At 71.9% G+C, this 24,425-nt stretch carries 20 protein-coding genes; 8 read left to right on the forward strand and 12 right to left on the reverse strand.

Annotated features, from left to right (window positions below; all coding sequences use genetic code 11):
* Positions 1-38: 38 nt before the first annotated feature.
* The 8 genes from ACZ7OY_RS27850 to ACZ7OY_RS27885 all read right to left on the reverse strand — a co-directional run bounded on the left by ACZ7OY_RS27850 (position 39) and on the right by ACZ7OY_RS27885 (position 8,827).
* Complete coding sequence (locus ACZ7OY_RS27850; protein WP_471913897.1) at positions 39-1,019, reverse strand: pyridoxal-phosphate dependent enzyme; 981 nt, start codon at positions 1,017-1,019, stop codon at positions 39-41.
* Positions 1,016-1,741, reverse strand: a complete 726-nt coding sequence (locus tag ACZ7OY_RS27855; RefSeq protein WP_471913898.1) for a helix-turn-helix transcriptional regulator — start codon at positions 1,739-1,741, stop codon at positions 1,016-1,018. The genes ACZ7OY_RS27850 and ACZ7OY_RS27855 overlap by 4 nt, the downstream gene beginning before the upstream one ends.
* A gap of 151 nt (positions 1,742-1,892) precedes the next feature.
* Positions 1,893-2,303: an SHOCT domain-containing protein gene (locus tag ACZ7OY_RS27860; RefSeq protein ID WP_471913899.1), complete on the reverse strand. Its 411-nt coding sequence runs from the start codon at positions 2,301-2,303 to the stop codon at positions 1,893-1,895.
* Between the two features lie 112 nt (positions 2,304-2,415).
* Positions 2,416-3,063: an HdeD family acid-resistance protein gene (locus ACZ7OY_RS27865; protein WP_471913900.1), complete on the reverse strand. Its 648-nt coding sequence runs from the start codon at positions 3,061-3,063 to the stop codon at positions 2,416-2,418.
* Between the two features lie 157 nt (positions 3,064-3,220).
* Complete coding sequence (locus ACZ7OY_RS27870) at positions 3,221-3,418, reverse strand: hypothetical protein (protein ID WP_471913901.1); 198 nt, start codon at positions 3,416-3,418, stop codon at positions 3,221-3,223.
* 112 nt (positions 3,419-3,530) lie between these two features.
* Entirely contained in the window at positions 3,531-4,064 is a 534-nt protein-coding gene (locus ACZ7OY_RS27875) for a hypothetical protein (RefSeq protein ID WP_471913902.1), read from the reverse strand.
* A 16-nt stretch (positions 4,065-4,080) separates the two neighbouring features.
* A complete protein-coding gene (locus ACZ7OY_RS27880) occupies positions 4,081-5,691 on the reverse strand; it encodes an MFS transporter (RefSeq protein ID WP_471913903.1) in 1,611 nt (536 codons plus the stop codon).
* Positions 5,692-5,773: 82 nt separating this feature from the next.
* Entirely contained in the window at positions 5,774-8,827 is a 3,054-nt protein-coding gene (locus ACZ7OY_RS27885) for a winged helix-turn-helix domain-containing protein (protein ID WP_471913904.1), read from the reverse strand.
* A gap of 538 nt (positions 8,828-9,365) precedes the next feature.
* Between ACZ7OY_RS27885 and ACZ7OY_RS27890 the strand changes: the two genes are divergently transcribed.
* From ACZ7OY_RS27890 to ACZ7OY_RS27915, 6 genes are all read left to right on the forward strand, one after another.
* Positions 9,366-10,418 (forward strand): beta-keto acid cleavage family enzyme, encoded by a 1,053-nt coding sequence (locus ACZ7OY_RS27890; protein ID WP_471913905.1) that lies wholly within the window; start codon positions 9,366-9,368, stop codon positions 10,416-10,418.
* A gap of 129 nt (positions 10,419-10,547) precedes the next feature.
* The gene (locus ACZ7OY_RS27895) at positions 10,548-11,522 is read left to right on the forward strand and encodes a quinone oxidoreductase family protein (RefSeq protein WP_471913906.1); all 975 of its coding nucleotides are present in this window, start codon (positions 10,548-10,550) and stop codon (positions 11,520-11,522) included.
* Between the two features lie 44 nt (positions 11,523-11,566).
* Positions 11,567-12,481 carry a TauD/TfdA dioxygenase family protein gene (locus tag ACZ7OY_RS27900; RefSeq protein ID WP_471913907.1) on the forward strand — a complete coding sequence of 305 codons (915 nt, stop codon included), beginning with the start codon at positions 11,567-11,569 and terminating at the stop codon, positions 12,479-12,481.
* 38 nt (positions 12,482-12,519) lie between these two features.
* Positions 12,520-13,911: an MFS transporter gene (locus tag ACZ7OY_RS27905; RefSeq protein ID WP_471913908.1), complete on the forward strand. Its 1,392-nt coding sequence runs from the start codon at positions 12,520-12,522 to the stop codon at positions 13,909-13,911.
* Positions 13,908-14,534 (forward strand): RBBP9/YdeN family alpha/beta hydrolase, encoded by a 627-nt coding sequence (locus ACZ7OY_RS27910; protein WP_471913909.1) that lies wholly within the window; start codon positions 13,908-13,910, stop codon positions 14,532-14,534. Before ACZ7OY_RS27905 ends, ACZ7OY_RS27910 begins: the two co-directional genes overlap by 4 nt.
* 36 nt (positions 14,535-14,570) lie before the next feature.
* Positions 14,571-16,559, forward strand: coding sequence for an acetoacetate--CoA ligase (locus ACZ7OY_RS27915; protein ID WP_471913910.1), 1,989 nt, complete (start codon positions 14,571-14,573; stop codon positions 16,557-16,559).
* 86 nt (positions 16,560-16,645) lie between these two features.
* Here ACZ7OY_RS27915 and ACZ7OY_RS27920 read toward each other — a convergent pair whose 3' ends face one another.
* From ACZ7OY_RS27920 to ACZ7OY_RS27930, 3 genes are all read right to left on the reverse strand, one after another.
* The gene (locus ACZ7OY_RS27920) at positions 16,646-17,632 is read right to left on the reverse strand and encodes a YeiH family protein (protein ID WP_471913911.1); all 987 of its coding nucleotides are present in this window, start codon (positions 17,630-17,632) and stop codon (positions 16,646-16,648) included.
* A 349-nt stretch (positions 17,633-17,981) separates the two neighbouring features.
* On the reverse strand, positions 17,982-18,920 hold the full coding sequence (locus ACZ7OY_RS27925) for a LysR family transcriptional regulator (protein WP_471913912.1): 939 nt from the start codon (positions 18,918-18,920) through the stop codon (positions 17,982-17,984).
* A 26-nt stretch (positions 18,921-18,946) separates the two neighbouring features.
* Complete coding sequence (locus ACZ7OY_RS27930; RefSeq protein WP_471913913.1) at positions 18,947-20,452, reverse strand: long-chain-fatty-acid--CoA ligase; 1,506 nt, start codon at positions 20,450-20,452, stop codon at positions 18,947-18,949.
* 154 nt (positions 20,453-20,606) lie between these two features.
* On the opposite strand from ACZ7OY_RS27930, the gene ACZ7OY_RS27935 reads away from it, so the two are divergent.
* A complete protein-coding gene (locus ACZ7OY_RS27935; RefSeq protein WP_471913914.1) occupies positions 20,607-21,815 on the forward strand; it encodes an RNA-guided endonuclease InsQ/TnpB family protein in 1,209 nt (402 codons plus the stop codon).
* A 13-nt stretch (positions 21,816-21,828) separates the two neighbouring features.
* Here the strand turns inward: ACZ7OY_RS27935 and ACZ7OY_RS27940 are convergent, their stop codons facing one another.
* Complete coding sequence (locus ACZ7OY_RS27940; RefSeq protein WP_471913915.1) at positions 21,829-22,974, reverse strand: TauD/TfdA family dioxygenase; 1,146 nt, start codon at positions 22,972-22,974, stop codon at positions 21,829-21,831.
* A gap of 391 nt (positions 22,975-23,365) precedes the next feature.
* Here ACZ7OY_RS27940 and ACZ7OY_RS27945 point away from each other — a divergent pair, with 391 nt between their 5' ends.
* Positions 23,366-24,424 (forward strand): AraC family transcriptional regulator, encoded by a 1,059-nt coding sequence (locus tag ACZ7OY_RS27945; protein WP_471913916.1) that lies wholly within the window; start codon positions 23,366-23,368, stop codon positions 24,422-24,424.
* The last annotated feature ends 1 nt before the right edge of the window (position 24,425 follow it).

Below are 24,425 nucleotides of genomic sequence, written 5' to 3' on the forward strand. Positions count from 1 at the left end.
GGCCAGGTCCGTCAGGCTCGTCGGTCCCGTCCGGCTCGTCAGGCCGGGTCCGCGCACAGGGCGGCGAAGCGTCCGGCGTCGACGTTCCCCCCGGAGACGATCACCCCGACCCGGGGCGGGAGGGGGCCGGCGCGGCGCGACAGCAGCGCGGCCAGCGGGGTGGCGCCGCTCGGCTCGACGACGGTCTTCAGCCGTTCGAACGCGAACCGCATCGCGTCCCTGATCTCGTCGTCGGAGACCAGCGCGATCTCGTCGACGAGACGGCGGTTGACGGCGAAGGTCAGCTCGCCGGGGGTGTGCAGGGCCTGTCCGTCGGCGATGGTGCGCGGCACCGGGACGGTCACCCGCCGGCCCGCGGCCAGCGAGCGCCGGGTGTCGTCACCGGCCTCCGGTTCGACGCCCGTCACCCGGATGTCCGGGCGCAGCCCCTTGGCCACGGTGGCGCTGCCGGCGATCAGCCCGCCGCCGCCGACCGGCACCACCAGCAGGTCCAGCTCACCGACCTCCTCCAGGAGTTCCAGGGCGGCGGTGCCCTGGCCCGCCATCACCTGCGGATGGTCGTAGGGCGGGACGACCGCGAGACCGCGTTCGGCGGCCAGGGCCTCGGCGATGGCGACCCGGTCGCCGGTGTAGCGGTCGTACGTGACGATCTCGGCGCCGTAGCCGGCGGTCGCGTCCCGCTTGGAGCGCGGGGCGTCCTCGGGCATCACGATGACGGCGGTGGTGCCGAGTTCGCGGGCGGCCAGGGCGACCGCCTGCGCGTGGTTGCCCGAGGAGTAGGCGGCGACGCCGCGGGCGAGCTGCGCGGGAGCGAGCCGGGAGAGCGCGTTGTAGGCGCCGCGGAACTTGAACGCCCCCGCGCGCTGGAGGTTCTCGCACTTGAGGAACACCTCCGCGCCGACGAGGCCGTCCAGGGTCCTGGAACGCAGGACCGGCGTGCGGTGGGCGACGCCCTTGAGCCGCGCGGCGGCGTCGAGCACGTCGTCGAGGGTGATGGGCAGGGGTGCGGCGGCGGTCACGGCTGTACTCCCTCGTCGGTCCGGTCGGGGGCGGTGGCGGCGGGCGCAGGTGAGCCGGATCCGGAATCCGCCGCTCTCGACTGCGAGAGATAGGTGTAGGCGGAGGCGCGCGAGATGCCGAGGCGGGTGGCGACCTGCTCGACGGAGCGCCGCACCGCGAAGACGCCGCGTTCGTCCAGTCCGCGGAACAGCTCCAGGCGCTGCGGGCGGTCCAGCGCGGCCCAGGGCTGATGGTGACGCAGCTGGTGGGTGTCGAGGATGGCGTCGACGACCGAGTCGATGTCGTTGCCGTACGTCGTGACGGGCGGCTCGGCGGTGCCGCCCCCGAGGCCGGCGAGCGCGCCGAGCAGGGCGTGGGCCCGACCGACCGCGGTCACGTCCACGTTGACGCAGAGCGCGCCGAACACCGCGCCCGTGGAGTCGCGCAGCACCATCGTGGACGCCTTGACGAGGGCTCCCGAGCCGGTCCGGGTCAGATAGTTGAGCTCGTCGGACGCGTGGTCGCCGCGGGCCAGCATCCGCATGCCGATCTCGCTCATCGCCCCGCCCACCGCGCGCCCCGTCACCGAGCCCGCGACGGCGACCACCGAGTGCTCCGGACGCCGGTAGTCGTGCAGCACCACCTCGCACACCGGTCCGAAGGTCGCCACGATCCCGTCGAGAACCGGGGCCAGGGCGCCCAGGATCGCGTCCCGCTCCCTCTCCAGGTCCGCATCCGTCATCCGCACTCCCCCTTGTGTCTGGATCGGCGGTCCAGGATTTTCCAGCCCTGGATTCATAGTCCAATCTCTGTACGAAAAATCTAACCCCGGGACAGGGGAAACGGCAAGGGCGCACCGCCGGGGCTGCCCTTGCCGTTCGCGTCCGCTCCGGTCAGGCGGCCAGGATCTTCTCCTTCGCGCGGCGGAACTCCTCGTCCGTGATGTCTCCCTTGCTCCGCAGCTCGGACAGCTTGGCGAGCTGGTCGGCGCTGCTGGGCGAGGTGGCGGTCTGCCGGATGTAGCTGTCGAACTCCGCCTTCTGCGCCTGTGCCTGTTCGATCTGGCGGCGGCCCATGTTCTTGCCACGCGCGATGACGTAGACGAAGACACCGAGGAAGGGCAGCAGGACGACGAAGATCAGCCAGCCCGCCTTGCCCCAGCCACCGAGCGTGTCGTCACGGAAGATGTCGACGATGATGCGGAAGAGCAGGACGAACCACAGGATCCACAGGAAGAACCACAGCATGGTCCAGAACGCGCTCAGGAGCGGGTAGTCGTAGGCGAGGTACACGTTTCCGTCCACTTTCCGTCCTCCTCCGTACAAGGCGGTCGCCCGTCGGTCGGTTCGTGCGCATTCAGCGTGGGCGGTGGACCGCCCGACCGCCTCACCCGGCAGGGGTGAGCTTCCCGGACGGTCAGGTCGGTCCGCCGCTCCTCATGGCTTTGCGGAGTCCGGCCCGCAGGGTGAACGCCACCGCCACCTCCAGCAGGCCCAGCAGTACGAGCCACAGGCCGAGCAGCCGGGTCAGGACGACCGCGGACTCGGTGGGCAGGGCGAGGACCACGATTCCCGCGACGACCCCGAGCGCGCCCACGCCGAACAGGACACCGCGATGCGGCAGGCCCTTGGCGGCGACGGCCATGTACACGGTGACCATGCCGGACACCAGCCAGGTCACGCCGACGATCAGGGAGAGCGCGGCGATCGTCTGGAGCGGGTTGCGCAGACACAGCACACCGGCCAGCACGAACAGCACCGCGAGCAGGAGCCGGGTGATCCGTTCCCCTTGGCCCTCCGGGCCGAAGGCCATGATGAATCTGAAGAACCCGGCGAGCAGCAGGTACACGCCGATGATGACCGCCAGGATGTGCAGGGTCTCGTCGGGCCACACCAAGATCAGGATGCCGGGCAGCAGGGTCGCGAGCGCCGTGGCCAGGGCCCAGTGCCAGGACGAGCCCACGGCGCCGAGCATCCGCGCGGGGTCGTCCGGGGCGACCGGGCCGCGCCCGGCGGGGGTCTGCTCCGGCCCGGCCGGAGGTGTCGGACGAGGCGGTACGGTCATGGCTCCTCCTCGTGTGCCGGTCGCCGGCCGGGAGCCGTGTCCCGGCGCGGCGACGTCACGGACCGCTCGCCTTCAGCGTCCCCCCGGCCGTCGCCCCCGGGATCACCCGAACCGGGTGACCGCGGGGCCGGGGCCTGTCCGGCGGCGGTCCGGTGGTTCACTGCGCCAGCCTTCGCATCTCCGCGAGGTGCAGGCCCAGCGACTGGAACCGGGCCAGCAGCCCGTACAGGTGCGCCTCGTCGACGACCGGCCCGAAGAGCAGGGTCTGGTCGGCCGCGACGACGCACTCCAGTTCGGGGAATGCCTCGGCCAGCGTTTTCGACATGTGTCCGTCGATACGGAACTCGTAGCGCATGAGCGGCCCTCCCCACGGGTGGCGTGCGCGGTCTCCCCCGCTCCACGATGGTCCGTCGCGCGACGGCGTACGGCCTCACCCTGGTGAGGTGAACCGGCAGCGGTTGGTCCCGTCAGTGCGTCAGGCCCACCTTCAGCACGACGATCAGCAGGCCGATCACGAGGTTGACGACCCCCGCGGAAGCGGCCATCGCCCAGGACGCACGGGCCTCCCGGGCCGCGGCGATCGACCATCCCACCTGCCCGGCCACCGCGACGGCCAGCGTCAGCCAGAGCGTGCCGGCCAGGTCCATGCCGAGCAGCCAGCTGACGCCCACGGCGATCACGGGCGGCACCGCGGCGTTGACGATCGGCCACTCCTCCCGGCACACGGCCACGACGGTGTGCCGGTCCAGGGACTGCCGGACCAGCCGCGCGCCGAACAGCTGGGCGTGCACGTGCGCGATCCAGAAGACCAGACTGGTGGCGAGCAGCAGCAACGTCAGTTCGAGCCGCGGGAGCGGGCCGAGGGTGCCGGCGCCCACCACGACCGACGCGGCGAGCAGTGATCCGTAGATGCCTCCGGTGTAGTCCGCGTGCGTCCTGCGGGCGGCGCGCTCCTGCCGGATCCGCACCCTTGTCGTGCCCCTGGACTTCGCCTTGGCCATCGTGTCCCTCCGGTGGTCAGGAAATCGTCTCGGCCCGGGGGTCCGCCGCCGCGCGGCGGGGCCGGACGGCCGGAAGGTGCGAGGTGGCCAGGAAACTGACGAGGGTGATCCCGCCCGCCGCCAGGATCGCCACCCGCAGGCCTGCCAGCTGCGCCTTCGCATACGACTCGGTGAGCGCGTCGGCGTCGGCCGGGGTCAGTCCGGCCTGCTCCGCGGCCGTGTGCACCTGCTGCGAACTGACGAATGCGATACCCGACTCCAGGGCGATACCGGTCTGCTTCCGGGCCTCGTCCGAGATCCGCGGGTCGTCGGCGACATGCACGGTGAACGCCTGGGCCAGAGCGCCTACGAGCAGGGAGCCGATGAGGGCGGTGCCGAGCGCGGAACCGAGGTTCTGGGCGGTGTACTGGAGGCCGCCGACCTCGCTGCGGCCCTCCTCGCCGACGCTGGACTGCACGACGTTGCCCAGCTGCGAGGCGAGCAGGCCCATCCCGATCCCGAGGACGGCCATCGCGGCCGCGAACTGGGTGTCGTCGATGACGGGCTCGATGGTGGCGAGCAGCCAGACGACGGCCAGCAGCAGGATCGTCAGCGCCAGCCGGACGACGGCCCGCGCGCCGATGCGCTGCCCGAGCCGGGAGGCGAGCACGGAGGCCACGAGCATGGTGACGGAGACCGGCAGCAGGCGCAGACCGGTCTGGAAGGCGTCGAAGCCCTGTACGACCTGGAGGTACAGGGGAATGGTGAAGAACAGTCCGAGCAGGATGAGGTTCTGGCTCAGCAGGACCATCAGCCCGGAACGCAGCACCGGTAGCCGCAGCAGGGCGGAGTGCACCAGGGGTTCCCCGCCCCGGGCCGCCAGGCGTCTCTCCCAGTGCTGGAACCCCACCAGGACGGCGCCCCCGACCGCGATGACGAAGAAGGTCGGCGCGAAGCCCAGGACGGTGAAGGGAGCGTCGCGCGGCTGGACCCAGCCCCAGGAGCCGCTCTGGAGGACACCGAGCACCACCAGCGCGAGTCCGCACGCGGAGAGCGCGGCGCCCACGCCGTCCAGCCCGTACCGGGGGGCGGTGCGGGGGGTCTTCGGGATCACCCGGTTGCAGCACAGGACGACCAGCACGATCACGACCTCACCGGCGAAGACCAGTCGCCAGGTCAGATAGGTGGTCACCCAGCCGCCCAGCAACGGTCCGACCGCGATGCCGGCCCCCGCGAGGCCGCCGATGACCCCGTAGGCGACCGCCCGCTCCGGTCCGCGGTAGTTCTCCGCGACGAGCGCGGCCATCGCGGGCAGCACCAGCGCGGCGCCGAGCCCCTCGATCACCGACCACCCCAGGGCGAGCAACCAGAGGCTGGGGGCCACGGCCGTCAGGGCCGAGCCGACGGCGTAGACGGTGAGACCGACGAAGAACAGCCGGCGACGTCCCAGGATGTCCCCGAGCCGGCCACCGACGATCATGAAAGCCGCCATGACCAGGGCGTAGAGCGTGATGACCGCCTGAATGGCGGTCACCTCGGTGTCGAAGTCCTCGACCAGCTGACTGATGGACACGTTCATGACGGACGTGTCCATCACCATCAGGAACTGGGCCGTGCCCAGAGCAGCCAGAGCGCGCCAGTTTGTCACGGTGTGCACCTCGCCGGATCAGCCGCGAAAAGGGCGGGTAACAGGGACGGAAGCAGGGTCAGGGGCGACGAAAGGGATGGGATCACAGCATCCCCAGCTCTCGCGCCCGGCGCAGGGCGTCGCCGCGCCGGTTCACCGAGAGTTTCCGGTAGACGTTCTTGAGATGGGTCTTGACGGTGTTGACCGACAGATACAGGTCGGCGGCGATCTCCTCGGTGGACATCACCTGCGCCAGCCGTTGCAGGACGTCGCGTTCACGGGCGCTCAGCCGCTCCACGACGGGCGCCCCCTGCTCGGCACCGGCGTGGACCCGGGCCGCGTGCCGGGCCGGCGCCGCGTGCGGGCCCTGCCGGACGGTGAGCCAGCCGCGGCCCAGCTCCCGGTTCGCGGGGGTGCCGAGCAGGGGGCGGATCCAGGGCCCGGCCTCGATGAACGGCCGGCGCAGGCATTCCCGCCTGGCCTCCCGCAGCGCCTCGCCGACCAGGCGCTGCGCGGCGGCGGCGTCCCCGGCCCGGTCGGCGGCCTGCGCCCGGACCAGGGTGGCCCGTACGGTCAGCGCGGGGCCGCCCGTACGCGTGGGCAGCCGGTCCAGGAAGTCCGGTGCCGGAGCATCACCCCCGGCGTCCTGCGCAGCCTCAGCGGCCGCCGAGTCCTCCGCAGCCCGCAGGTCTTCCGCGGCCCGCAGGTCTTCCGCGGCCCGCAGGTCTTCCGCGGCCGGCGAAGCCTCCGTGGTCCCCGCTGCTGCCGTGGCCCCGGTGGCTTCCGCGGTCCTGGTGGCCATGGTGGTCCTGGTAGACCCGGTAGACACGGTGGTCCCGGTGGTCCTGGGGACCACGGTGGTCCTGGTGGCCGCGGTGGCCGCAGAGGCCGCAGAGGTTCCCGTGGCCGCAGCCGCCCCCGCGTCCGCGGCGAGTTCGGCGCGGGCGGCCGCCACCGCGCAGGCCGGCCGGTGCTCCGCGGTGGGACTCAGCAGCTTGGCGGCCTCTTCGGCGCGCCCCACGGCGATCAGCGCCGCCGCCGTGACCAGAGCCGCCTCGGTCTCGGCCCACGGGGAGGAGACCTCTGCGGTGACGGCCGGTTCCCCGGCTTCCACGACCGTACGAGCCTGCCCGCGGGCCAGCCGCAGCCGCGCCCCGGTGATCGCCCCGAGCGCGGCCAGCACCGGGTCCTGCGGTCCGCCGTGGGCGTCGGCCACCTGGCCGAGCAACGCCTGGGCCTCGTCCAGTTCGTCGCGTTCGACGGCCACGGCCGCCAGCACCAGTCGTCCGATCCCGGACCGCGACGACGGCGGCAGGCCGTAGCGGTCCGCCTCCTGCGTCGCCGCCTGGGCCCGCTTCTCCGCCCCGCCGAACCGGCCCTCCAGGTAGTCGATCAGCGCGAGGTGCGCGAGGGACTCCTGCCGGGCCGACGCCGTGGCGACCCCGCCCGTGCAGGCAGCCGCCTCGGACAGCGCGGCCCGCGCCTCGTCGAAGCGTCCGGCCCACAGCCGGGTCACCCCGAGGTGGGTCAGCAGCTGCGCGGTCAGCTCGGGGTGCCGTTCCAGCAGGTCGGCAGGCAGCGCCCGGCGCAGTTCGCGGGCGGCCTCGGCGGCCCGTTCGGCCCTGGCCGGGGACCCCGTCAGGCGCCCGACGAGCGCCTCCAGCAGCGCCACGCTCATCCGTGCGGGGGCCAGCGCGGACCAGTCCTCGTCGGTGTCGGCCGCAGCCCGCGTGAGCGACATGCCCGGCGGCTCCGGCGGGTCGGCCGGGACCGGGCACAGGTCCCGCTCGGCGTGGCGCAGGTGGGTCAGTCCGCGGTCGAGGTCATGGCCGGCCAGGGCGCGGGCGGCGAGGACCAGGTGGACCGCCGGGCCGCCGGCACCGGTGCCGGCGGTCATCCGGGAGAACAGGTCGGCGAGATCATCGGCGTACAGACCGCTGAAGAGCTGTCCGACGGCCAGGTCGTCGACCAGGGCCCGGGAGGTGAACTCCCAGTCCCCCGCCGCGCTGCCATGGGCGAGGGTCTCGCCGAGCGAACCCCACCGGCTCAGCCAGCGCGCGGCCCGCCGGTGCAGCCGGGTCTCCAGACCGGGCTGGCGCTCACGCAGATGCGCGCGCAGGATCTCGGCGAACAGCGGGTGCAGCCGGTACCAGTCGTGGCCGAGGGGCTCCACGAAGGCGTTCTCCCGGCGCAGCCGGGCCAGCACGCTCTCGGCGTCGGTACGACCGGTGAGTGTGTCGGCCAGTCCGGCGCGGAAGCGTTCCACCACGCTGATCTTCAGCAGGAGGTCCTGGGTCGCGGGCGGCTGCCGCTTCAGCACCTCCGCCAGCAGGAAGTCGGCCACCGTGCTGCGGCCCGCCTCGAACTCCTTCAGATAGCGCTCGGGGTCGGGGCTCTGCTGTGCCGCCAGGGCGCACAACCGCAGCCCGGCGGCCCATCCCCCGGTGCGCCGGACCAGTCCGCGCACGGCGTCCTCGGTCAGCCGCAGTCCGTGGGTGTCCAGCACGGCGGCCGCTTCCTCGGGGGTGAACGCCAGCTCGGCACCGCGGATCTCGGTGATGCTGCCGGCGACCCGGTAGCGGTGCAGCGGGAGCAGCGGTTCACTGCGGGTGACCAGGACGAGGCGCAGTCCCGGGCCCGCGTGGTGCAGCACGAACTCCAGCTGCTCGGCTATCTCCAGCGAGGGCACGTGGTCGAACTCGTCGAGGACGAGGAGCGCGGGCGCCGTACGGTCGCTCAGGCCGGCCGCGAGCCGTGCCAGCAGGGCGCGGTCCACGCGGCTCGCGTGCGCCGGGCACCCGACGTCGGGCGGGAGCGGGACGCCGCCGGCCCGCAGTGCCTGCACCAGGTAGGCCCAGAAGACGCCGGGCGCCTGGTCGGCGGAGTCCGCGGTGAGCCAGGCCACCGGCCGTCCCAGCTGCGCGGCCCAGTCGGCGACCAGCAGGGTCTTGCCCGCTCCGGCCGGTCCGTCGACGAGGGTCAGCGGGGTGTCCGGCGCCCGGTCCAGCCGTGCCACCAGCCGGGCCCGGCGCAGGAACGTGGTGGGCCGCTCGGGCGGGACGAACCGGGTGCCGAGGAACGGGGCGCCCCGCGGATCGAACCGCGCGGCCTCCGCCCCGGCCTCTGCCCCGGCCTGCGCCCGGTGCCGATCGGCCACGACGCTCACCACCGTCCATCAGGTCGTGGGCGACCTCACCCTCACCCTCACCCCCAGTTTCGCAGTGCTTGCGCTCCCGCGCGCGGCGTCGGGCGCCCGCGCGCGCACCGCCGCGCGGACCGGGTCGGCGATCCGACCGGGTCCGATGCCCGTGCCGGTGTCCGCCGACGGCAACTGCCCTGCCGGTCACAGAAGCAGCACGGCCGGAACGGGGCGGGGACGGGTCGGCGCGGGCCCGCTCCGCACGGCCCGGAGGGTGTCCCCAAATGACAAGTCACCTGTCTCCGTGGGTCAAGCGTTCACCTTCCGTCGGCCCTACCTTTGCAGCACCGCAGCGACGCGGCCGACCTCCGGAAGGTCCCGTACCACTCCCCCGTGGCGCGTGTTCCCTCCGGCCCGGACGGCCGTCCGTCCAGGCAGCGATGTCCGCCGCACGCGGTGACTCAGTACCGATCCGCACGCCCTGTGCGTTGCCGCGCTCACTCCGCGCGGCTTCGCACAGGGCGTGCGATCCCAGATCCGACGAAGGAGACGGACCGTGCACTTCCACGACGACTCACTGCTCCCTGAGAACCAGGAGAAGCTGGTGATCCAGGTCGCCCCCTACGGGCCGGAGTGGCTGCCCGGTGACGCGGACGATCTTCCGCTCACGATGGACGAGCACGTACAGGCGGCCGTCGACTGCTACAACGCCGGTGCCACGGTGCTGCACATCCACGTGCGGGAACTCGACGGCAAGGGCTCCAAGCGCCTGTCCATGTTCAACGAGCTGATCGGCCGGCTGCGCGAGGCGGTGCCGGACATGGTGCTGCAGATCGGCGGCTCCATCTCCTTCGCCCCCGAGGGCGAGGGGTCGGACGCCAACTGGCTGTCCTACGACACCCGCCACATGCTGGCCGAGCTGGACCCGAAGCCGGACCAGGTCACCATCGCGATCAACACCAGCCAGATGAACATCGTCGAGATCATGACCGACGACGACCTGGACGGCACCTCGATCGCGAAGCCCGAGTACTACCGCGCCTACCGCGACATGTACCTGGAGGCCGGTCCCGAGTTCTACCTGGAGCACCTCGAGCGCCTGCAGGAGAAGGGCATCCAGGCCCACTTCCAGCTCGCCACCCTGGCCCAGCTGGAGACCGTCGAGCGTCTGATCCGCAAGGGCATCTACACCGGCCCGCTGACCCTCAACTACGTGGCCATCGGCGGCGGCTTCGCCGGCCGTCACCCCGCGGACCTGATCGAGTTCATCCGCCGCGTGCCGGACGGCGCCACCCTCACCATCGAGTCCTCGATGCGCGCGGTCGCCCCCATGAACGCCGTCGGTATCGCGCTCGGCGCGCACGTCCGCGTCGGCAACGAGGACAACCTGTGGGGCAGGAAGGGCGAGCGGATGTCGTCCGTCGCCCAGGTGGAGCAGATGGTGAAGATCTCCGAGGCGCTGGGCCGCGACATCGCCACCGGCGCCGAGGCGAAGAAGATCTACCACATCGGCGAGTACTACTCCAGCGCCGACGAGACCCTGGCCCGGCTGGGCATGGTGCCGAACCGTCGCCCCGGCCAGCGCGGCTTCATGCTCCGCGACGTCTGACCGTTCCGCCCGTCACACACCAGACGTGGCACCGCGCCGCTCCGTGTGCCACGTCCCTCGGGCCGCCGGGGCATACCCCCCGCTCCGGCGGCCCTTCCCCCCAACTCCCTTCATTTACGGAGCTCGACCGTGGCACATGCCGTTCGCTTCAAGGAGACCGGAGGTCCCGACGTCCTGCGCTGGGAGGAGGTCGTCGTCGGCGACCCCGGCCCGGGCGAGGTACGGATCCGGCACGAGGCCGTCGGTCTCAACTTCGCCGACACCTACTTCCGCACCGGCCTCTACCCGGCGCCGCTGCCCGCCGGAATGGGCGTCGAGGGCGCGGGGGTGATCGAGGCCGTGGGCGAAGGCGTCACGGACTTCGCCGAGGGCGACCGGGTCACCTACACCGGCAGCCCGCTGGGCGCGTACAGCACCGAGCGCGTGATGCCGGTGGGCTCCCTCATCAAGCTGCCCGACGCCATCCCGTTCGCGACCGCCGCGGCGATGACCATGCGCGGTCTCACCGCCTCCTACCTGCTGCGTCGCATCCACCCGCTGAAGTCCGGCGACACGGTGCTGCTGACCGCGGCGGCGGGCGGCGTCGGCCTGATCGTGTGCCAGTGGGCCAGGCTGCTGGGCATCGACGTGATCGGCACCGTCTCCACCGAGGAGAAGGCCGAACTCGCCCTCGCCCACGGTGCCGCGCACGTCGTCAACTACAGGACGGAGGACGTCGCGAAGCGGGTCCGTGAGATCACCGGCGGCGCCGGCGTGCCGCTCGTCCTCGACAGCATCGGCAGGACCACCTTCGAGTCGTCGATCGACTCCCTGGCCCGCCGCGGCCTGCTGGTCTGCTTCGGCACCGCCTCCGGCCCCACCCCGCCGATCCACGCCATGCAGCTGGCCGTCAAGGGCTCCCTCTTCGTGACCCGACCGGCCCTCGCCGACTACATCGCCGACCCCGCCGAGCGGGCGGAACTCTCGGGCGAGCTGTTCGGTCACGTCGCCGCCGGCGACATCGAGATCGAGATCAACCAGCGCTACTCCCTCGAGGACGCCGCCCAGGCGCACCGCGACCTCGAGTCCGGCACGACCACCGGATCGTCCGTCTTCGTCCTCTGATCCCGCGCATCCCGCGGATCAACCCCCCTCCAGGAGGAAGCACCATGGAGCAGACCCTCAGCCCGAAGACGGGCACCCCGGCGCTGGTGCGCTCCGAGGTCCGGGGCTCGATCACCGTCGAGCCGCTGACCTGCAACATCGGCGCGCAGCTCGCCGGCGTCAACCTCGGTGACGCCTCGCGTGACGACGACCTGTTCGCGGAGATCAAGGCCCTGCTGCTGAAGTACAAGGTCCTCTTCCTGCGCGACCAGGACATCACCCGCGCCGAGCACGTCGCCTTCGCCTCGCGCTTCGGCGCGTTGGAGGACCACCCGGTCGCGGGCAGCGACCCCGACCACCCCGGCCTGGTCCGCATCTACAAGGACCTGGACAGCAAGCCGGAGCACTACGAGAACGCGCTCCACACCGACGGCACCTGGCGGGAGAACCCCGCCATGGGTGCGGTGCTGCGCTGCATCGAGTCGCCGCCGGTCGGCGGCGACACCGTCTGGATCAACATGGCCGAGGCCTACCGCCGGCTGCCGGAGCACATCAAGACGCAGATCAAGGGTCTGCGGGCCCGGCACAGCATCGAGGCCAGCTTCGGCGCCGTCATGCCCGAGGAGCAGCGGCACGCGCTCAAGGCCCGCTTCCCCGACGCGGAGCACCCGGTGGTGCGCACCCACCCCGAGACCGGTGAGCAGATCCTCTTCGTCAACAGCTTCACCACCCACTTCGTCAACTTCCACACGCCCGAGAACGTGCGCTTCGGGCAGGACTACGCCCCGGGGGCGAGCCACCTGCTGAACTACCTGCTCAGCCAGGCGGCGGTCCCCGAGTTCCAGGTGCGCTGGCGCTGGCAGCCGAACAGCGTGGCGATCTGGGACAACCGCTCCACCCAGCACTACGCCGTCCAGGACTACTGGCCCGCCGTCCGCAAGATGGAGCGCGCCGGAATCGTGGGCGACAGACCGTTCTGATCCGACTCCCCTTCAAAGAAGTGCGTGAGGTGATGACAATGGGGCTCCAGACCACTGCGGTCGCCGTTCCCGGAACGAGTTCGTCCTCGTCCGGGTGGCCGGTCTCCCGAGGCTATGCCTGGATCGTTTTCGCCCTGAGTTTCGGGCTGTTGCTGTCCGACTACATGTCGCGGCAGGTACTGAACGCCGTCTTCCCGATGCTGAAGGACGAATGGCTGCTCACCGACGCCAAGCTGGGCTCGCTCAGCGGCGTCGTGGCACTCATGGTCGGCGTGCTCGCGTTCCCCCTGTCGCTCGTGGCGGACCGCTGGGGCCGGGTGAAGAGCCTGCTGTTCGCCGCCGTGACGTGGAGCCTGGCGACCCTGGGCTGCGCGCTGGCGGCGAACTACGACCAGATGTTCCTCGCCCGGCTCCTCGTCGGCGTCGGTGAGGCGGCGTACGGGAGTGTCGGCATCGCCGTGGTCCTGAGCGTCTTCCCGATCGTGCTGCGGGCCACCCTGTCCGGGGCCTTCATCGCGGGCGGCGCGTTCGGCTCGGTGCTCGGTGTGTCGATCGGCGGCGCCGTGGCCCAGCAGTTCGGCTGGCGCTGGGCGTTCGGCGCGATGGGTCTGTTCGGGCTGGTGCTGGCCGCCGTCTACGGGGTCGTCGTCACGGAGAAGCGACTGCGCCCCCGGGCGGAGGCGGACCCGGACGGAGACCCGGACGGGGACCCGGACGACGCCGGGACGCCGGCCGCCGCCGAGGCGAAGGCCCCGCGTGCGGCGCTGCGCGCCCTGCTGCCCCGGCTGTTCTCCTCGGTCTCCGTGATCAGCGCGTACGTCGGCAGCGGACTGCAACTGTTCATCGCCGGCTCCCTGATCTCCTGGCTGCCCAGCTTCTTCGACCGCTACTACGACCTGCCCACCGCGAAGGCCGGTTCCGCCGCGGGCGTCTTCATCCTCGTCATCGGCGTGGGGATGGTGCTCGGCGGGATGGCCTCGGACCGGATCAGCAAGCTGGTCCCGATCCGCAAGTGGGACGTCGCGCTGACGTGCAGCCTCGGCTCGCTCCTGCTGCTGATGACCGCCTTCCGGCTGCCCACCGGCCCGCTCCAGCTGATCACGCTGGCCGCGGGAGCGCTGCTGACGGCGGGCTCGGCGGGTCCGGCCGCCGCCATGGTCGCGAACCTGACCCCGGTGGCGATCTCCGCGACCGCGTTCGCCACCCTCACCCTGGCCAACAGCCTGCTCGGGCTGGCCCCCGGGCCCGCGATCACGGGTGCGATAGCGGACCGGACGGGTCTGCTGGGCGCCCTGCGGATCGTCCCGCTCGTCGCACTCGCCGCCGCCGTCGCCTTCCTGATCGGCCGCCGCTGGTACGACCGCGACCTGCTGCGCATCACCGGACTCGCCGAGGCCGCCGCGGCGAAGGAAGCGGAGACGTCCTCGTGAGCACCGACGCCCAGCCCTCCGCCGGCACCGACGCCCAGCCGTTCGCCGGCGCCGGCACCCAGCCCTCCGTCGTGATCGTCCCCGGTCTGCGGGACCACGTGGAGGAGCACTGGCAGACCCTGCTCACCGCCCGGCTCGCCGAAGCCGGCCGGACCGTGGTCACCGTGCCGCCGCTGACCGAGGACCGGCTCAGCCGCGAGGCCCAGGTCGCCTCCCTGGACAAGGTGGTGGCACAGCTCGCCGGGCCCGTCGTCCTGGTCGCCCACAGCGCCGGTGTGATCACCACCGTGCACTGGTCCCGGCGGCACGAGGCCGACGTACGGGGTGCGCTCCTGGTCACCCCGCCCGACTTCGAGACCCCGCTGCCGGAGGGCTATCCCACCCCGGAGGTACTGGCCGAGAACGGCTGGACGCCGGTTCCCCGTTCGGCACTGCCCTTCCCCAGCGTCGTCGCGGCCAGCTCCGACGACCCGCTGGGCTCCCTGGAGCGCGTGCGCGAACTGGCCGGGGACTGGGGCGCCCGGCTCGTGGAACTCGGCGCGGTCGGCCATCTCAACCCCGCCTCCGGCCACGGGCCCTGGCCCCGGTCGGAGGAACTCCTGCGCGAACTCGAACGCGGCTGACACCCAGCCCGACGTACAGCCCCCGGAAAGGCGACGATGAAGTCCGACACCGATCTGCTGTGGTCCCCCGGCCGCCGCGAGACACAGGAATCCAACGTCGCCCGCTTCATGCGGTGGCTCGGCACCGCCCGGGGGCTGCACTTCGCGGACTACGCCGAGCTGTGGCGCTGGAGCTCCACGGACCTGCCCGGCTTCTGGTCCGCCGTGTGGGAGTACTACGGCCTGGACGCCGTCAGCGGCTACGACGCCGTACTCGCGGACGCGTCCATGCCGGGCGCCGACTGGTTCCCCGGGGCCCGGCTGAACTTCGCCGAACGGTGCTTCGCCCACGCCTGCGACACCCGTCCGGCGCTGGTCGCCGTCACCGAGGGCGCCGAACCCGTGGACATCTCCTGGGAGGAGCTGCGCGGACAGGTCGCGGACGTCGCCGCGGCGCTGCGCCGGATGGGCGTGGCGCCCGGCGACCGCGTGGCCGGATATCTGCCCAATGTTCCGCAGAGCGTGGTCGCCCTGCTGGCCACGGCCGCCGTCGGCGCGGTCTGGACGGCGTGCTCCCCGGACTTCGGCACCCCCAGCGTGCTCGCCCGGCTGAGCCAGGCGCGGCCCGTCGTCCTGGTGGCGGCGGACGGCTACCGGCACGGCGGCAAGGAGTACGACAAGCGGGCGGCGGTCGCCGAACTCGTGGAGGGACTGCCCACCGTCCGGCACGTCCTCGCCGTCGACCTGCTCGCCGCCGCGCCGGACGAGCCGTGGTCGCGGCGTCCCGACGTCGAGGTGCACGCCTGGAACGGGCTGCCCGCCGCCGAAGGCCCCCTGGAATTCGCCGACGTGCCCTTCGACCACCCGCTGTGGATCCTGTGGTCGTCCGGGACCACCGGGGTGCCCAAGGGAATCGTGCAGGGGCACGGCGGCATCGTCGTGGAACTGCTCAAGGCCCTCGGTCTCGGCGCCGACCTGCGGGCCGAGGACCGCTATCTGTTCGTCACGTCCACGAGCTGGATGGTCTGGAACTTCCTGGTCGGCGGGCTGCTGCACGGCAGCACGATCGTCCTGTACGACGGCAGCCCCACCTTCCCCGACGTCGCCGGCGTCTGGCGGGTGGCCGAGCGGACCGGCGCGACGATGGTCGGCGTGGGCGCGGCCTATCTCGCCGCCGTGGAGAAGTCGGGCACCGACCCCGCGGCCGGGCTCGATCTCGGTGCGCTGCGCTCCATCATGCAGACCGGTTCCTCGCTGCCGGCCAGTACCTGGCGCTGGGTCCACGAGCGGCTCGCGCCGGACGTCTGGCTCCAGTCCATCTGCGGCGGGACCGACATCTGCTCGGTCCTCGCGGGCGGGTCCCCGCTGCTGCCCGTACGCGTGGGCCGTATCCAGTGCCCCTCCCTCGGGGTCGCGCTCGACGCCTGGGACCCCTCCGGGCGGCCCCTCACCGGCGAGCAGGGCGAACTCGTGGTGACCGCGCCGCTGCCGTCGATGCCCCTGTACTTCGTCGACGACCCCGACGGGGCCCGCTACCGGGCCAGTTACTTCGACACCTACCCGGGTGTCTGGCGGCACGGCGACTGGGTGACCGTCCACCCCGACCTGTCCGTCGTGGTGTCCGGGCGTTCGGACTCCACGCTCAACCGCATGGGCGTGCGCATGGGCTCCGCCGACATCTACGACGTCGTCGAGCAGCTTCCCGAGGTCGCCGACAGCCTGGTCGTCGGTGTGGAGCGCCCGGACGGCGGCTACTTCATGCCGCTGTTCGTGGTGGCCGCCGAGGGCGCCGCCGTCGACGAGGGGCTGCGCGAGCGGATCGCCGGGGCCATCCGGCGCCGGCTGTCGCCCCGTCATGTGCCCGACGTCATCGTGCCGATCACCGCGGTGCCGCGCACCCTGACCGGGAAGAAGCTGGAGGTGCCGGTCAAGCGCATCCTCCAGGGCGCCTCCGTCGGCGACGTCAGCAGCGCAGGCGCCGTCACCCATCCCGAGACCCTGGCCTGGTTCGCGCGGTACGCGCGGCAGTCGATGCCGGTCGAGTGAACGCACCACCGCCCGAGGGGCCCTTCCGGACATACCGGAGGGGCCCCTCGCCTGTGGGTCTGTGGGTCTGTCGGCTGCCAGGAAGGTCAGAGGGCTCCGACGGCGTACTGGAGCGAGAGGCTGGTGACGGACACGACCACCCACAGGCAGGCGCCCAGCAGCAGAGGGCGCGGGCCCGTCCGGCGCAGGGCGGCCACGTCGGTGGACAGGCCCACCGCGCAGAGCGCGACGGTGATGAGGAGGACGGAGAGCTCCTTGAGGCCGGGCTGGACACCGGCCGGGATGAGTCCGGCGCTGTTGGCCGCGGCGGCCAGCAGGAAGACCACGAGGAACCATGGCACCAGCCGGAGCGCGCTCACCTTGGGCGATGCGACGGCCGGGTCGGCGGCGCGGGCGCGCCGCCGGGCCAGGAGCGCCAGGCCCAGACAGATCGGAATGATCATCAGAGTGCGGGTGAGCTTGACGACGACCGCGTCGTCGATGGCCGAGGGCCCGTAGGCGGTGGCGACGGCGACCACGGACGACATGTCGTTGACCGCCGTGCCGGCGAAGAGGCCGAAGGCATGCGGGTCCATCCCGAGCAGATGGCCGACCACGGGGAAGACGAGCACCGCGGCGATGTTGAACAAGAAGATCGTCGAGACGGCGTAGGCGACTTCCGCGCTCGCGGCGCCGATGACCGGCGTGACCGCGGCGATCGCCGACGCCCCGCAGATCCCGGTGCCCGCGCCGACGAGCGTGCGCAGGTTGCCGTCGACACCGAGCCGGCGGCCCAGGAAGTGGGCGGCGGTCAGACAGGCGCCCAGCGAACCCACCATGATCGGCAGTGAGCTCCCGCCCACGTGGAAGACCTGGGTGAGCGACAGCTGGGCGCCGAGGAGGGCGACTCCGGCCTGGAGCGGGGGTTTGTTGGCGCCGGTGATGCCCCGGCGCAGACGCGGGCCCGGCTTGCGCACGGCGGCGACGAGCACGCCGAGGACCACGGCCGTCACCGGTCCGCCGAGCACGGGGAGCAGTCTGCCGACCACCGTGGCCAGTGCGGCGAGGGCCAGGGTGAGGGCGAGTCCGGGCAACCGGGATCCGGTGGAGCCAGTAGACCCGGTAGACCCGGTGGACCCGGTGGGCCCGGTAGACCCGGTGGACCCGGTGGACCCGGTGGGGCTCCGGTCGGTGGACGGGAGTTCCGTGGCGGACGGGGTCGCCGTGGTGGACGGGGGCTCCTGAACAGGTGCTTTCTTCACGGTGTCGACTCTCGTCCGTCTCCCGGGCCCCTTGTAGGCCCCGGATCGGGAGAAGGCCATAGGGCTGCCCTATGGCCGGTGACACCGTGCTGCCCCGGCCGCCGTCGGGCGGACCGGGGCAGTCAGGAGCCGGAAGGCCAGAGCCCAGAGGCCAGGAGCCGAGAGGTCAGGAGCCGCGAGGTCAGGAGCCCGAAGGGAGACGCCCCGAAGGCCGGCGGCCGGGTCGGCGGCAGGCGAGGGCGAGCAGTTGCGACGCCGCCGCCGGCAGTGACCGCCCGCGCGGCCAGACCGCCTGGAGCACCCTGTCCAAACGCAGTCCGGCCTCGGTAGGCACCGACACGAGCCGGCCCTCCGCCAGGTCGTCCTGCACGGCCATGGCCGACAGCACCGCGGGCCCCACCCCACTCACCGCGGCGCTGCGCAGCGGGGCGATGGCCCCGAGTTCCAGCAGCGGGGCGGCGAGACCGCCGTACGGCTCCAGCGCCGTCTCCAGCGTCTCCCGCGTCCCGGAGCCGGGTTCGCGCAACACCAGTGCGGTGGCCGCCAGTTCGCCGCCCGCGACGGGGTCGTGGCGGCGCGCCCACGGGTGGTCCGGGGTCACCACCACCAGCAGCCGGTCGCGTCCGACCACGGTGGACCGCAGGTCCCGCGGGATGCACGGGCCCTCGACGAAGCCGACGTCCAGCGCGTCGTGCCGCAGTCCCTCGATCACCTTGCGGCTGTTCGACACCTCCAGCCCCACATGGAGGTGCGGCGCCGACTCCCGCAGGGCCAGCAGCCAGCCGGGCACGAGGTGTTCGGCCACGGTCAGACTGGCCCCCACCCGCAGCCGGCCCTCCTGACGCGACCTCAGCGCCGCCGTGCCCTCGACGAAGGCGGCCGCGCTCTCCAGCACGCCCCGGGCCCAGTCCGTGACCACCAGGCCGGCCGGGGTCAGCCGGGATCCCCTGGTGGTCCGCAGCAGCAACTCGACTCCCAGGCGCCGCTCCAGCGTCATCATCCGCGCGCTGGCGGACGGCTGGCTGATCGCGAACCGGGCCGCCGCCTGGCTGAGGCTGCCGGTCTCCGCCACGGCGACGAGCAGTTCCAGGGCATGCAGATCCGGCAGGTCACTCGGCACCGGGGACAGCTCCTTCGGGGGTGGTCTCAGTCCGTGGCGGACTGTTCGACGACGATCTCGCGCTTGAGGATCTTGCCGGTCGCGCCCTTGGGAAGAGCGTCCGTGAAGGTCACGATCCGCGGGTACTTGTAGGCGGCCACCCGCTCCTTGACGAAGTCGCGCAGGTCCTCCGCGGAGGTGTCCGCGCGGTCCTGGCGCAGGGTCACGACGGCCGCGATCTCCTCCCCGTGGACCTGGTGCGGCACGCCGACCACGGCGGCCTCGGCGACGGCCGGGTGCTCGTAGAGGACCTCCTCGATCTCGCGCGGGTAGACGTTGTAGCCGCCGCGGATGATGAGGTCCTTCTTGCGGTCGACGATGAAGTAGTAGCCGTCCTCGTCGACGCGGGCGAGGTCGCCGCTGTGGAACCATCCGCCGCGGACGGCCTCGTCGGTCGCCTCGGGGCGGTTCCAGTAGCCCTTCATCACGTTCTCGCCGCGGATGGCGATCTCACCGACCTCGCCGGGACCGACCGTGCCGCCGCCGTCGGCGACGAGCCTGACCTCGACCCCGCGGATGGGCACGCCGATCGAGCCGGCCTTGCGCGGCCGGTCCGGGGGGTTGAACACGGCGACCGGGGAGGTCTCGGAGAGCCCGTAGCCCTCCAGCACCGTCACGTCGAAGTCCCGTTCGAAGCCGTGCAGGACCTCGACGGGCAGCGAGGCGCCGCCGGAGATCGCCAGACGCAGCGGCGAGAGGTCGTGGCCCTCGGGGATGCCCGTCTGCAACAGGGCCGTGTACATGGTGGGCACGCCGAGGAACACGGTGACCCGGTCCCGGTGCATGATCTCCAGCGCCCTGGCCGGCTCGAAGCGCGGCAGCAGGGTCAGGGTGGCACCCGCGGCGACGGCGGCGTTGAGGGCGCAGGTCTGCCCGAACGCGTGGAACAGCGGGAGCCCTCCGAACAGGACGTCGTCCGGCCGGAGCATGCTCAGCGTGTCCCTGGTGGTGACCGCGTTGGTGAGCAGGTTGCGGTGGGTCAGCTCGGCGCCCTTCGGGGTGCCCGTGGTGCCCGAGGTGTACAGGATCACGGCGGTGTCGTCCGCCGCCCGCGACACCACCTCGGCCATCGGCTCGGCCGCCCGCAGCAGGCCGTCGAACACCTCCGCGTCCGTCACCAGGAACTCCGCCCCCACCTCGGTGGCGGCCTTCGCCACCTCCTCGGCGAACAGGGGGTGGACGAGCACCGCGCGGGCCCCGGAGTCGCGCAGGGTGAAGGCCGCCTCGCGTGCCTTCAGCAGCGGGTTCATCGGTACGACGGCGGCCCCGGTCCGCAGGATGCCGTAGTAGACGACCGGGAAGAGACTCACGTTGGGCATGACCATGGCGACGCGATCGCCCGGTCGGACCCCGCCGTCCCGCAGCAGCGAGGCGAGCCGGGCACTGGCGTCGTCCAGTTGGGCGTAGGTGAGGGTGGTGTAGTCCTGACGGACGGCGATCCGGTCACCGCCGGTCCGGGCGGACTCCACCAGGACTGCAGCGAGGTTGTTCATCGGGATACCTCCGGGGATACCCCGGCCTTCAGGCCGGGAGGAATCGGACTCCTGCGGAGCAGGGCAGGGAAGGCCGAATCGCCTCCAGGGCGGTTCGGCGTGCACCCCGGCGAGCGCCCGGGAGTTCACGGGCTGTTGTGCTAATTTGTGAGGTATGGCCACTCGTGTGAAGCGGGCGTTCAAGTACCGCTTCTACCCGGACGATGCGCAGGCGGCCGAGCTGTCGCGCACGTTCGGGTGTGTGCGGAAGGTCTACAACATGGCGCTCGAAGCTCGTACGCGGGCGTGGGCGCGGCAGGAGCGGGTCAGCTACAACCAGACGTCGGCGATGCTGACCGTCTGGAAGAAGACGGAGGAACTGGCTTACCTCAACGAGGTGTCCAGTGTTCCGCTCCAGCAGGCTTTGCGGCACTTGCAGGTGGCGTTCACGAATTTCTTCGGTAAGCGGGCGAAGTATCCCCGCTTCGAGTCGCGCAAGAAGTCCCGCAGGTGCGCGGAGTACACGACCAGCGCGTTCCGCTTCCGGCACGGGCAGCTGACCCTGGCCAAGATGTCCGGGCCGCTGGACATCGTGTGGTCGCGTCCCCTGCCCGAGGGGGCGCAGCCGTCGACGGTGACCGTGTCTCAGGATGCGGCCGGCCGCTGGTTTGTGTCCCTCCTCGTGGAGGACCCGACCGTGAAGCCGCTGACCTCCCTCGGCGCTGCGGTTGGCATCGACGTCGGCCTGGCCCACCTGCTGACCCTGTTCACCGGTGAGAAGATCGCCAACCCGCGGCACGAGCGTCGTGACCGTGCCCGCCTCGCGCTCGCCCAGCGGCGCTTGGCGAGGAAGGCGAAGGGGGATGGTGTCAACCGGGCCAAGGCCCGGCGCACGGTCGCCAAGGTGTATGCCCGGATCACCGACCGGCGCCGTGACCACCTGCACAAGCTGACGACTCGACTCGTGCGTGAGAACCAAACGCTCGTGATCGAGGACCTGAGTGTCCGCAACATGGTCAAAAACCGGAGCCTCGCCCGCGCCGTCAGTGACTCGGCATGGGCCGATTTCCGGATGATGCTGGAGTACAAGGCCGCCTGGTACGGGCGGGAAGTGATCGCCGTGGACCGGTGGTTCCCCTCCTCCAGGCTGTGTTCGGCCTGCGGCACCCTCCAGGGGAGGATGCCGCTCGACGTCCGTACGTGGACGTGCGACTGCGGCACGGTCCATGACCGTGATGTGAACGCCGCGAAGAATCTGCTGGCCGCCGGACTGGCGGTGTCTGTCTGTGGAGCTGGTGTAAGACCTCAACGGAGTTCTCCGGGCGGGCAGTCGGCGATGAATCAGAAAACCCAGCGGGCGACCGCTAGAATCCCCTGCCTTTAGGCGGGGGAGGATGTCAAGCGTCTTCCGTTCGGTCGGCGGGTCGGACGGCCGTCGGTGACGGCCGTGGGCGCCGGGCGGCGGCCACGGGGCCGGCACCGGTCCGGCAGGCCCCGGGGGTCAGAATTTCGTCGCGGGGGCTGATCCCGCCACGGCCGAAGCCGCCCTCGGCACCACGGGTTTCGCCCCAGAAACCCGGCGGGAGGTCCCGGCCCCGGTGCGCGGTCAGCCACAGCCGCAGCACATGGCGCTCCGTCCCGGGCTCGGCGAAGTCCTCGTACGCCGTGCGGGAATGCAGCACCGCGTGGTTGTTGACCAGCAGCAGGTCGCCCGCCCCGAAGCCGACGTCCAGCCGGAACTCCGGTGCCGCGGTCACCTCGTCGACCAGGTCGAACAGTTCCAGGTCGGCCGGTTCCAGGCGGGGGACGTCGGGGAAGCGCTGCGCCGATTCGAGGTAGCAGCGGTTGTACCGGGTGCTGAGCTTCCCGTCGTGCCAGGCGACGAGCGGCACGGCGTCGTACGGGAGTTCGCCGGGGGCCTGCTCCTCCCTGCGGTCCAGGAAGTGCGTGCGGTACAGGCGCTCGACCAGGTCGGGACGGCGGGCCAGGACGGCGTTGTGGACGGCCGCGGAACTGACCAGACGGGTGTGCCCGCCGGAGCGGCCCGCCCGCAGGCACAGCAGGGCGAGGAGATCGGACCCGTCGGTGTGGAAGGGCAGTTCCGCCCGCGTCTGGTAGCCGCGCGTCGCGGGGTCGGCGAGGGTACGGCCGGTGTCCCGGGCGTGCCCGAGCATATGACCGGCGGCGTTCTGCGACACCGGGATCCCCAGGTGCTGCCCCAGCCCCCAGAACACCGTGCTCGCCACCGGCAGGCTGTACCGCTCGACCGGGAGCCCTCGGACCAGGACGAATCCACGGCCGTTCTCCAGCACGTCGGCGACCTGCTCCAGCGGGCCGGCCAGGGTGGGCAGCGGGCAGTCCCCGGCCGCGACCTTCAGCAGCGGAACGCCCCGCTCGTGGACCGCCCGCGCGGCCCTCTCCAGCTCGTCGGTCTGCGCCGTGGACAGCCGCAGGACCCACTCCTCGGAACCCGCGAGGTCCGCGGCCCGCCACACGGCCGCTCCGGTGCAGGGCCGTCGCAGCACGTCGCTCACGTTCTTCATCGGGGGCTCCCACCGGGTGTGTCCGCCGGACCGGAGCCGGGGTGGCTGCCGGTCGGCCGGAGAGCGTGGACCGCGGGCACGTTTCTCCTCGTCTCTGCGCGGGGAATCCCATGAATTTCAGCGCGACCAGGCCGCGGAAGGCGCTCGGCCTTCATTCTCCAGGAATTCTCTGTCACATTTTCAGGGCTGCTCGAACCTTGTTTTCAGGGCTGGTCAACGGCCGAACAATTTGCCATGGTGTTCTCCGTCGGATTTCCGATCGACGGGGTACCGAATTGCGGACGGCGAACCCCCTCGCGGGTGGTGCAACGTTAGGTCACGGTGTGACGGCACGCTTGACTTGACGGGACATCTGACTTATCAGTTAGGGACAGAGCCCTGGAGTGCGCCCATGAAGCCCCTCGTCCGCAACGCGACCCTGAGCGGCTACGTCGAGCTCAGTCAGTCGCTCGGCATCGACCCGCGGGGACTGATGCGGCAGGCGGGTCTCGACCCGGCCGGACTGGCGGTCCAGGACCGGTGGATCTCCGGCACGGCCGTCATCCAGCTGCTCGAACTCTCCTCGGCGGCCGCCCGCCGCGAGGACTTCGGCCTGTTGCTCGCCGAGCGGCGCCGCTTCTCCAACCTCGGCCCGATCAGCCTCGTCATCCGCGAGGAGCCCGACGTCCGCAGCGCCGTGGAGCTCCTGGTCCGGCACGAGTACATGTACAACGAGATGCTCCACAACCGGCTGTCCGAGTCGAGCGGCCTGGCCACCCTCAAGGTGGGCCTGGAGGTCGGCGAGGCGATGGCGACCCGGCAGGCGACCGAACTGGCCGTGGGCGCCTTCCACCAGGTGCTGCGCAACTTCCTCGGCACCCGCTGGCAGGCGCTGTCCGTGTGTTTCACCCACGCCGCCCCGGCGGACCTCGGGACACACCGGCGCATTTTCGGCACCGCGGTGGAATTCAACCGTGAATTCAACGGAATCATCTTCTACGGCAACGACCTGAACGTCCCCAACCCCATGTCGGACCCGTTGCTGCGGACCTATGCCCGGCAGTATTTCGAGTCGATCGCGGTGTCGCGGGACACGACCGTGCTGGACCGCGTGCGCGATCTGATCGAGGTCCTGCTGCCGACCGGACGCTGCTCCATCGAGCAGGTCGCGTGCAGTCTCGGGGTCGACCGGCGTACGGTGCACCGGCATCTGGCGGCGTCGGGCGAGACGTTCTCCTCCCTGCTCAACACCACGCGCGCGCAGCTCGCGGAGCATCTGGTGGCGAACCCGCGCCGCTCGCTGACGGAGATCTCCGGACTGCTCGGGTTCTCCGCGCCCAGCGCCTTCTCCCGCTGGTTCCGCGAGCGGTTCGGGTGCAGCGCGCGGGACTGGCGCGCCCAGCGGACCCGGCAGCGCCCGCCGGGCGAGGAGCAGCCGCTGTCCACCGCCCGTCGCAGCCCCCACCGCTGAC

It is taken from the genome of Streptomyces sp. NPDC107559, assembly GCF_055657365.1.

Excerpts from the sequence above, each read along its gene's own strand:
- ACZ7OY_RS27930 (WP_471913913.1), bottom strand. The coding sequence starts at position 20,452 with ATGAACAACCTCGCTGCAGTCCTGGTGGAGTCCGCCCGGACCGGCGGT.
- ACZ7OY_RS27915 (WP_471913910.1), top strand. The coding sequence starts at position 14,571 with ATGAAGTCCGACACCGATCTGCTGTGGTCCCCCGGCCGCCGCGAGACA.
- ACZ7OY_RS27855 (WP_471913898.1), bottom strand. The coding sequence starts at position 1,741 with ATGACGGATGCGGACCTGGAGAGGGAGCGGGACGCGATCCTGGGCGCC.
- ACZ7OY_RS27945 (WP_471913916.1), top strand. The coding sequence starts at position 23,366 with ATGAAGCCCCTCGTCCGCAACGCGACCCTGAGCGGCTACGTCGAGCTC.
- ACZ7OY_RS27870 (WP_471913901.1), bottom strand. The coding sequence starts at position 3,418 with ATGCGCTACGAGTTCCGTATCGACGGACACATGTCGAAAACGCTGGCC.
- ACZ7OY_RS27905 (WP_471913908.1), top strand. The coding sequence starts at position 12,520 with ATGGGGCTCCAGACCACTGCGGTCGCCGTTCCCGGAACGAGTTCGTCC.
- ACZ7OY_RS27935 (WP_471913914.1), top strand. The coding sequence starts at position 20,607 with ATGGCCACTCGTGTGAAGCGGGCGTTCAAGTACCGCTTCTACCCGGAC.
- ACZ7OY_RS27875 (WP_471913902.1), bottom strand. The coding sequence starts at position 4,064 with ATGGCCAAGGCGAAGTCCAGGGGCACGACAAGGGTGCGGATCCGGCAG.
- ACZ7OY_RS27940 (WP_471913915.1), bottom strand. The coding sequence starts at position 22,974 with ATGAAGAACGTGAGCGACGTGCTGCGACGGCCCTGCACCGGAGCGGCC.
- ACZ7OY_RS27900 (WP_471913907.1), top strand. The coding sequence starts at position 11,567 with ATGGAGCAGACCCTCAGCCCGAAGACGGGCACCCCGGCGCTGGTGCGC.
- ACZ7OY_RS27865 (WP_471913900.1), bottom strand. The coding sequence starts at position 3,063 with ATGACCGTACCGCCTCGTCCGACACCTCCGGCCGGGCCGGAGCAGACC.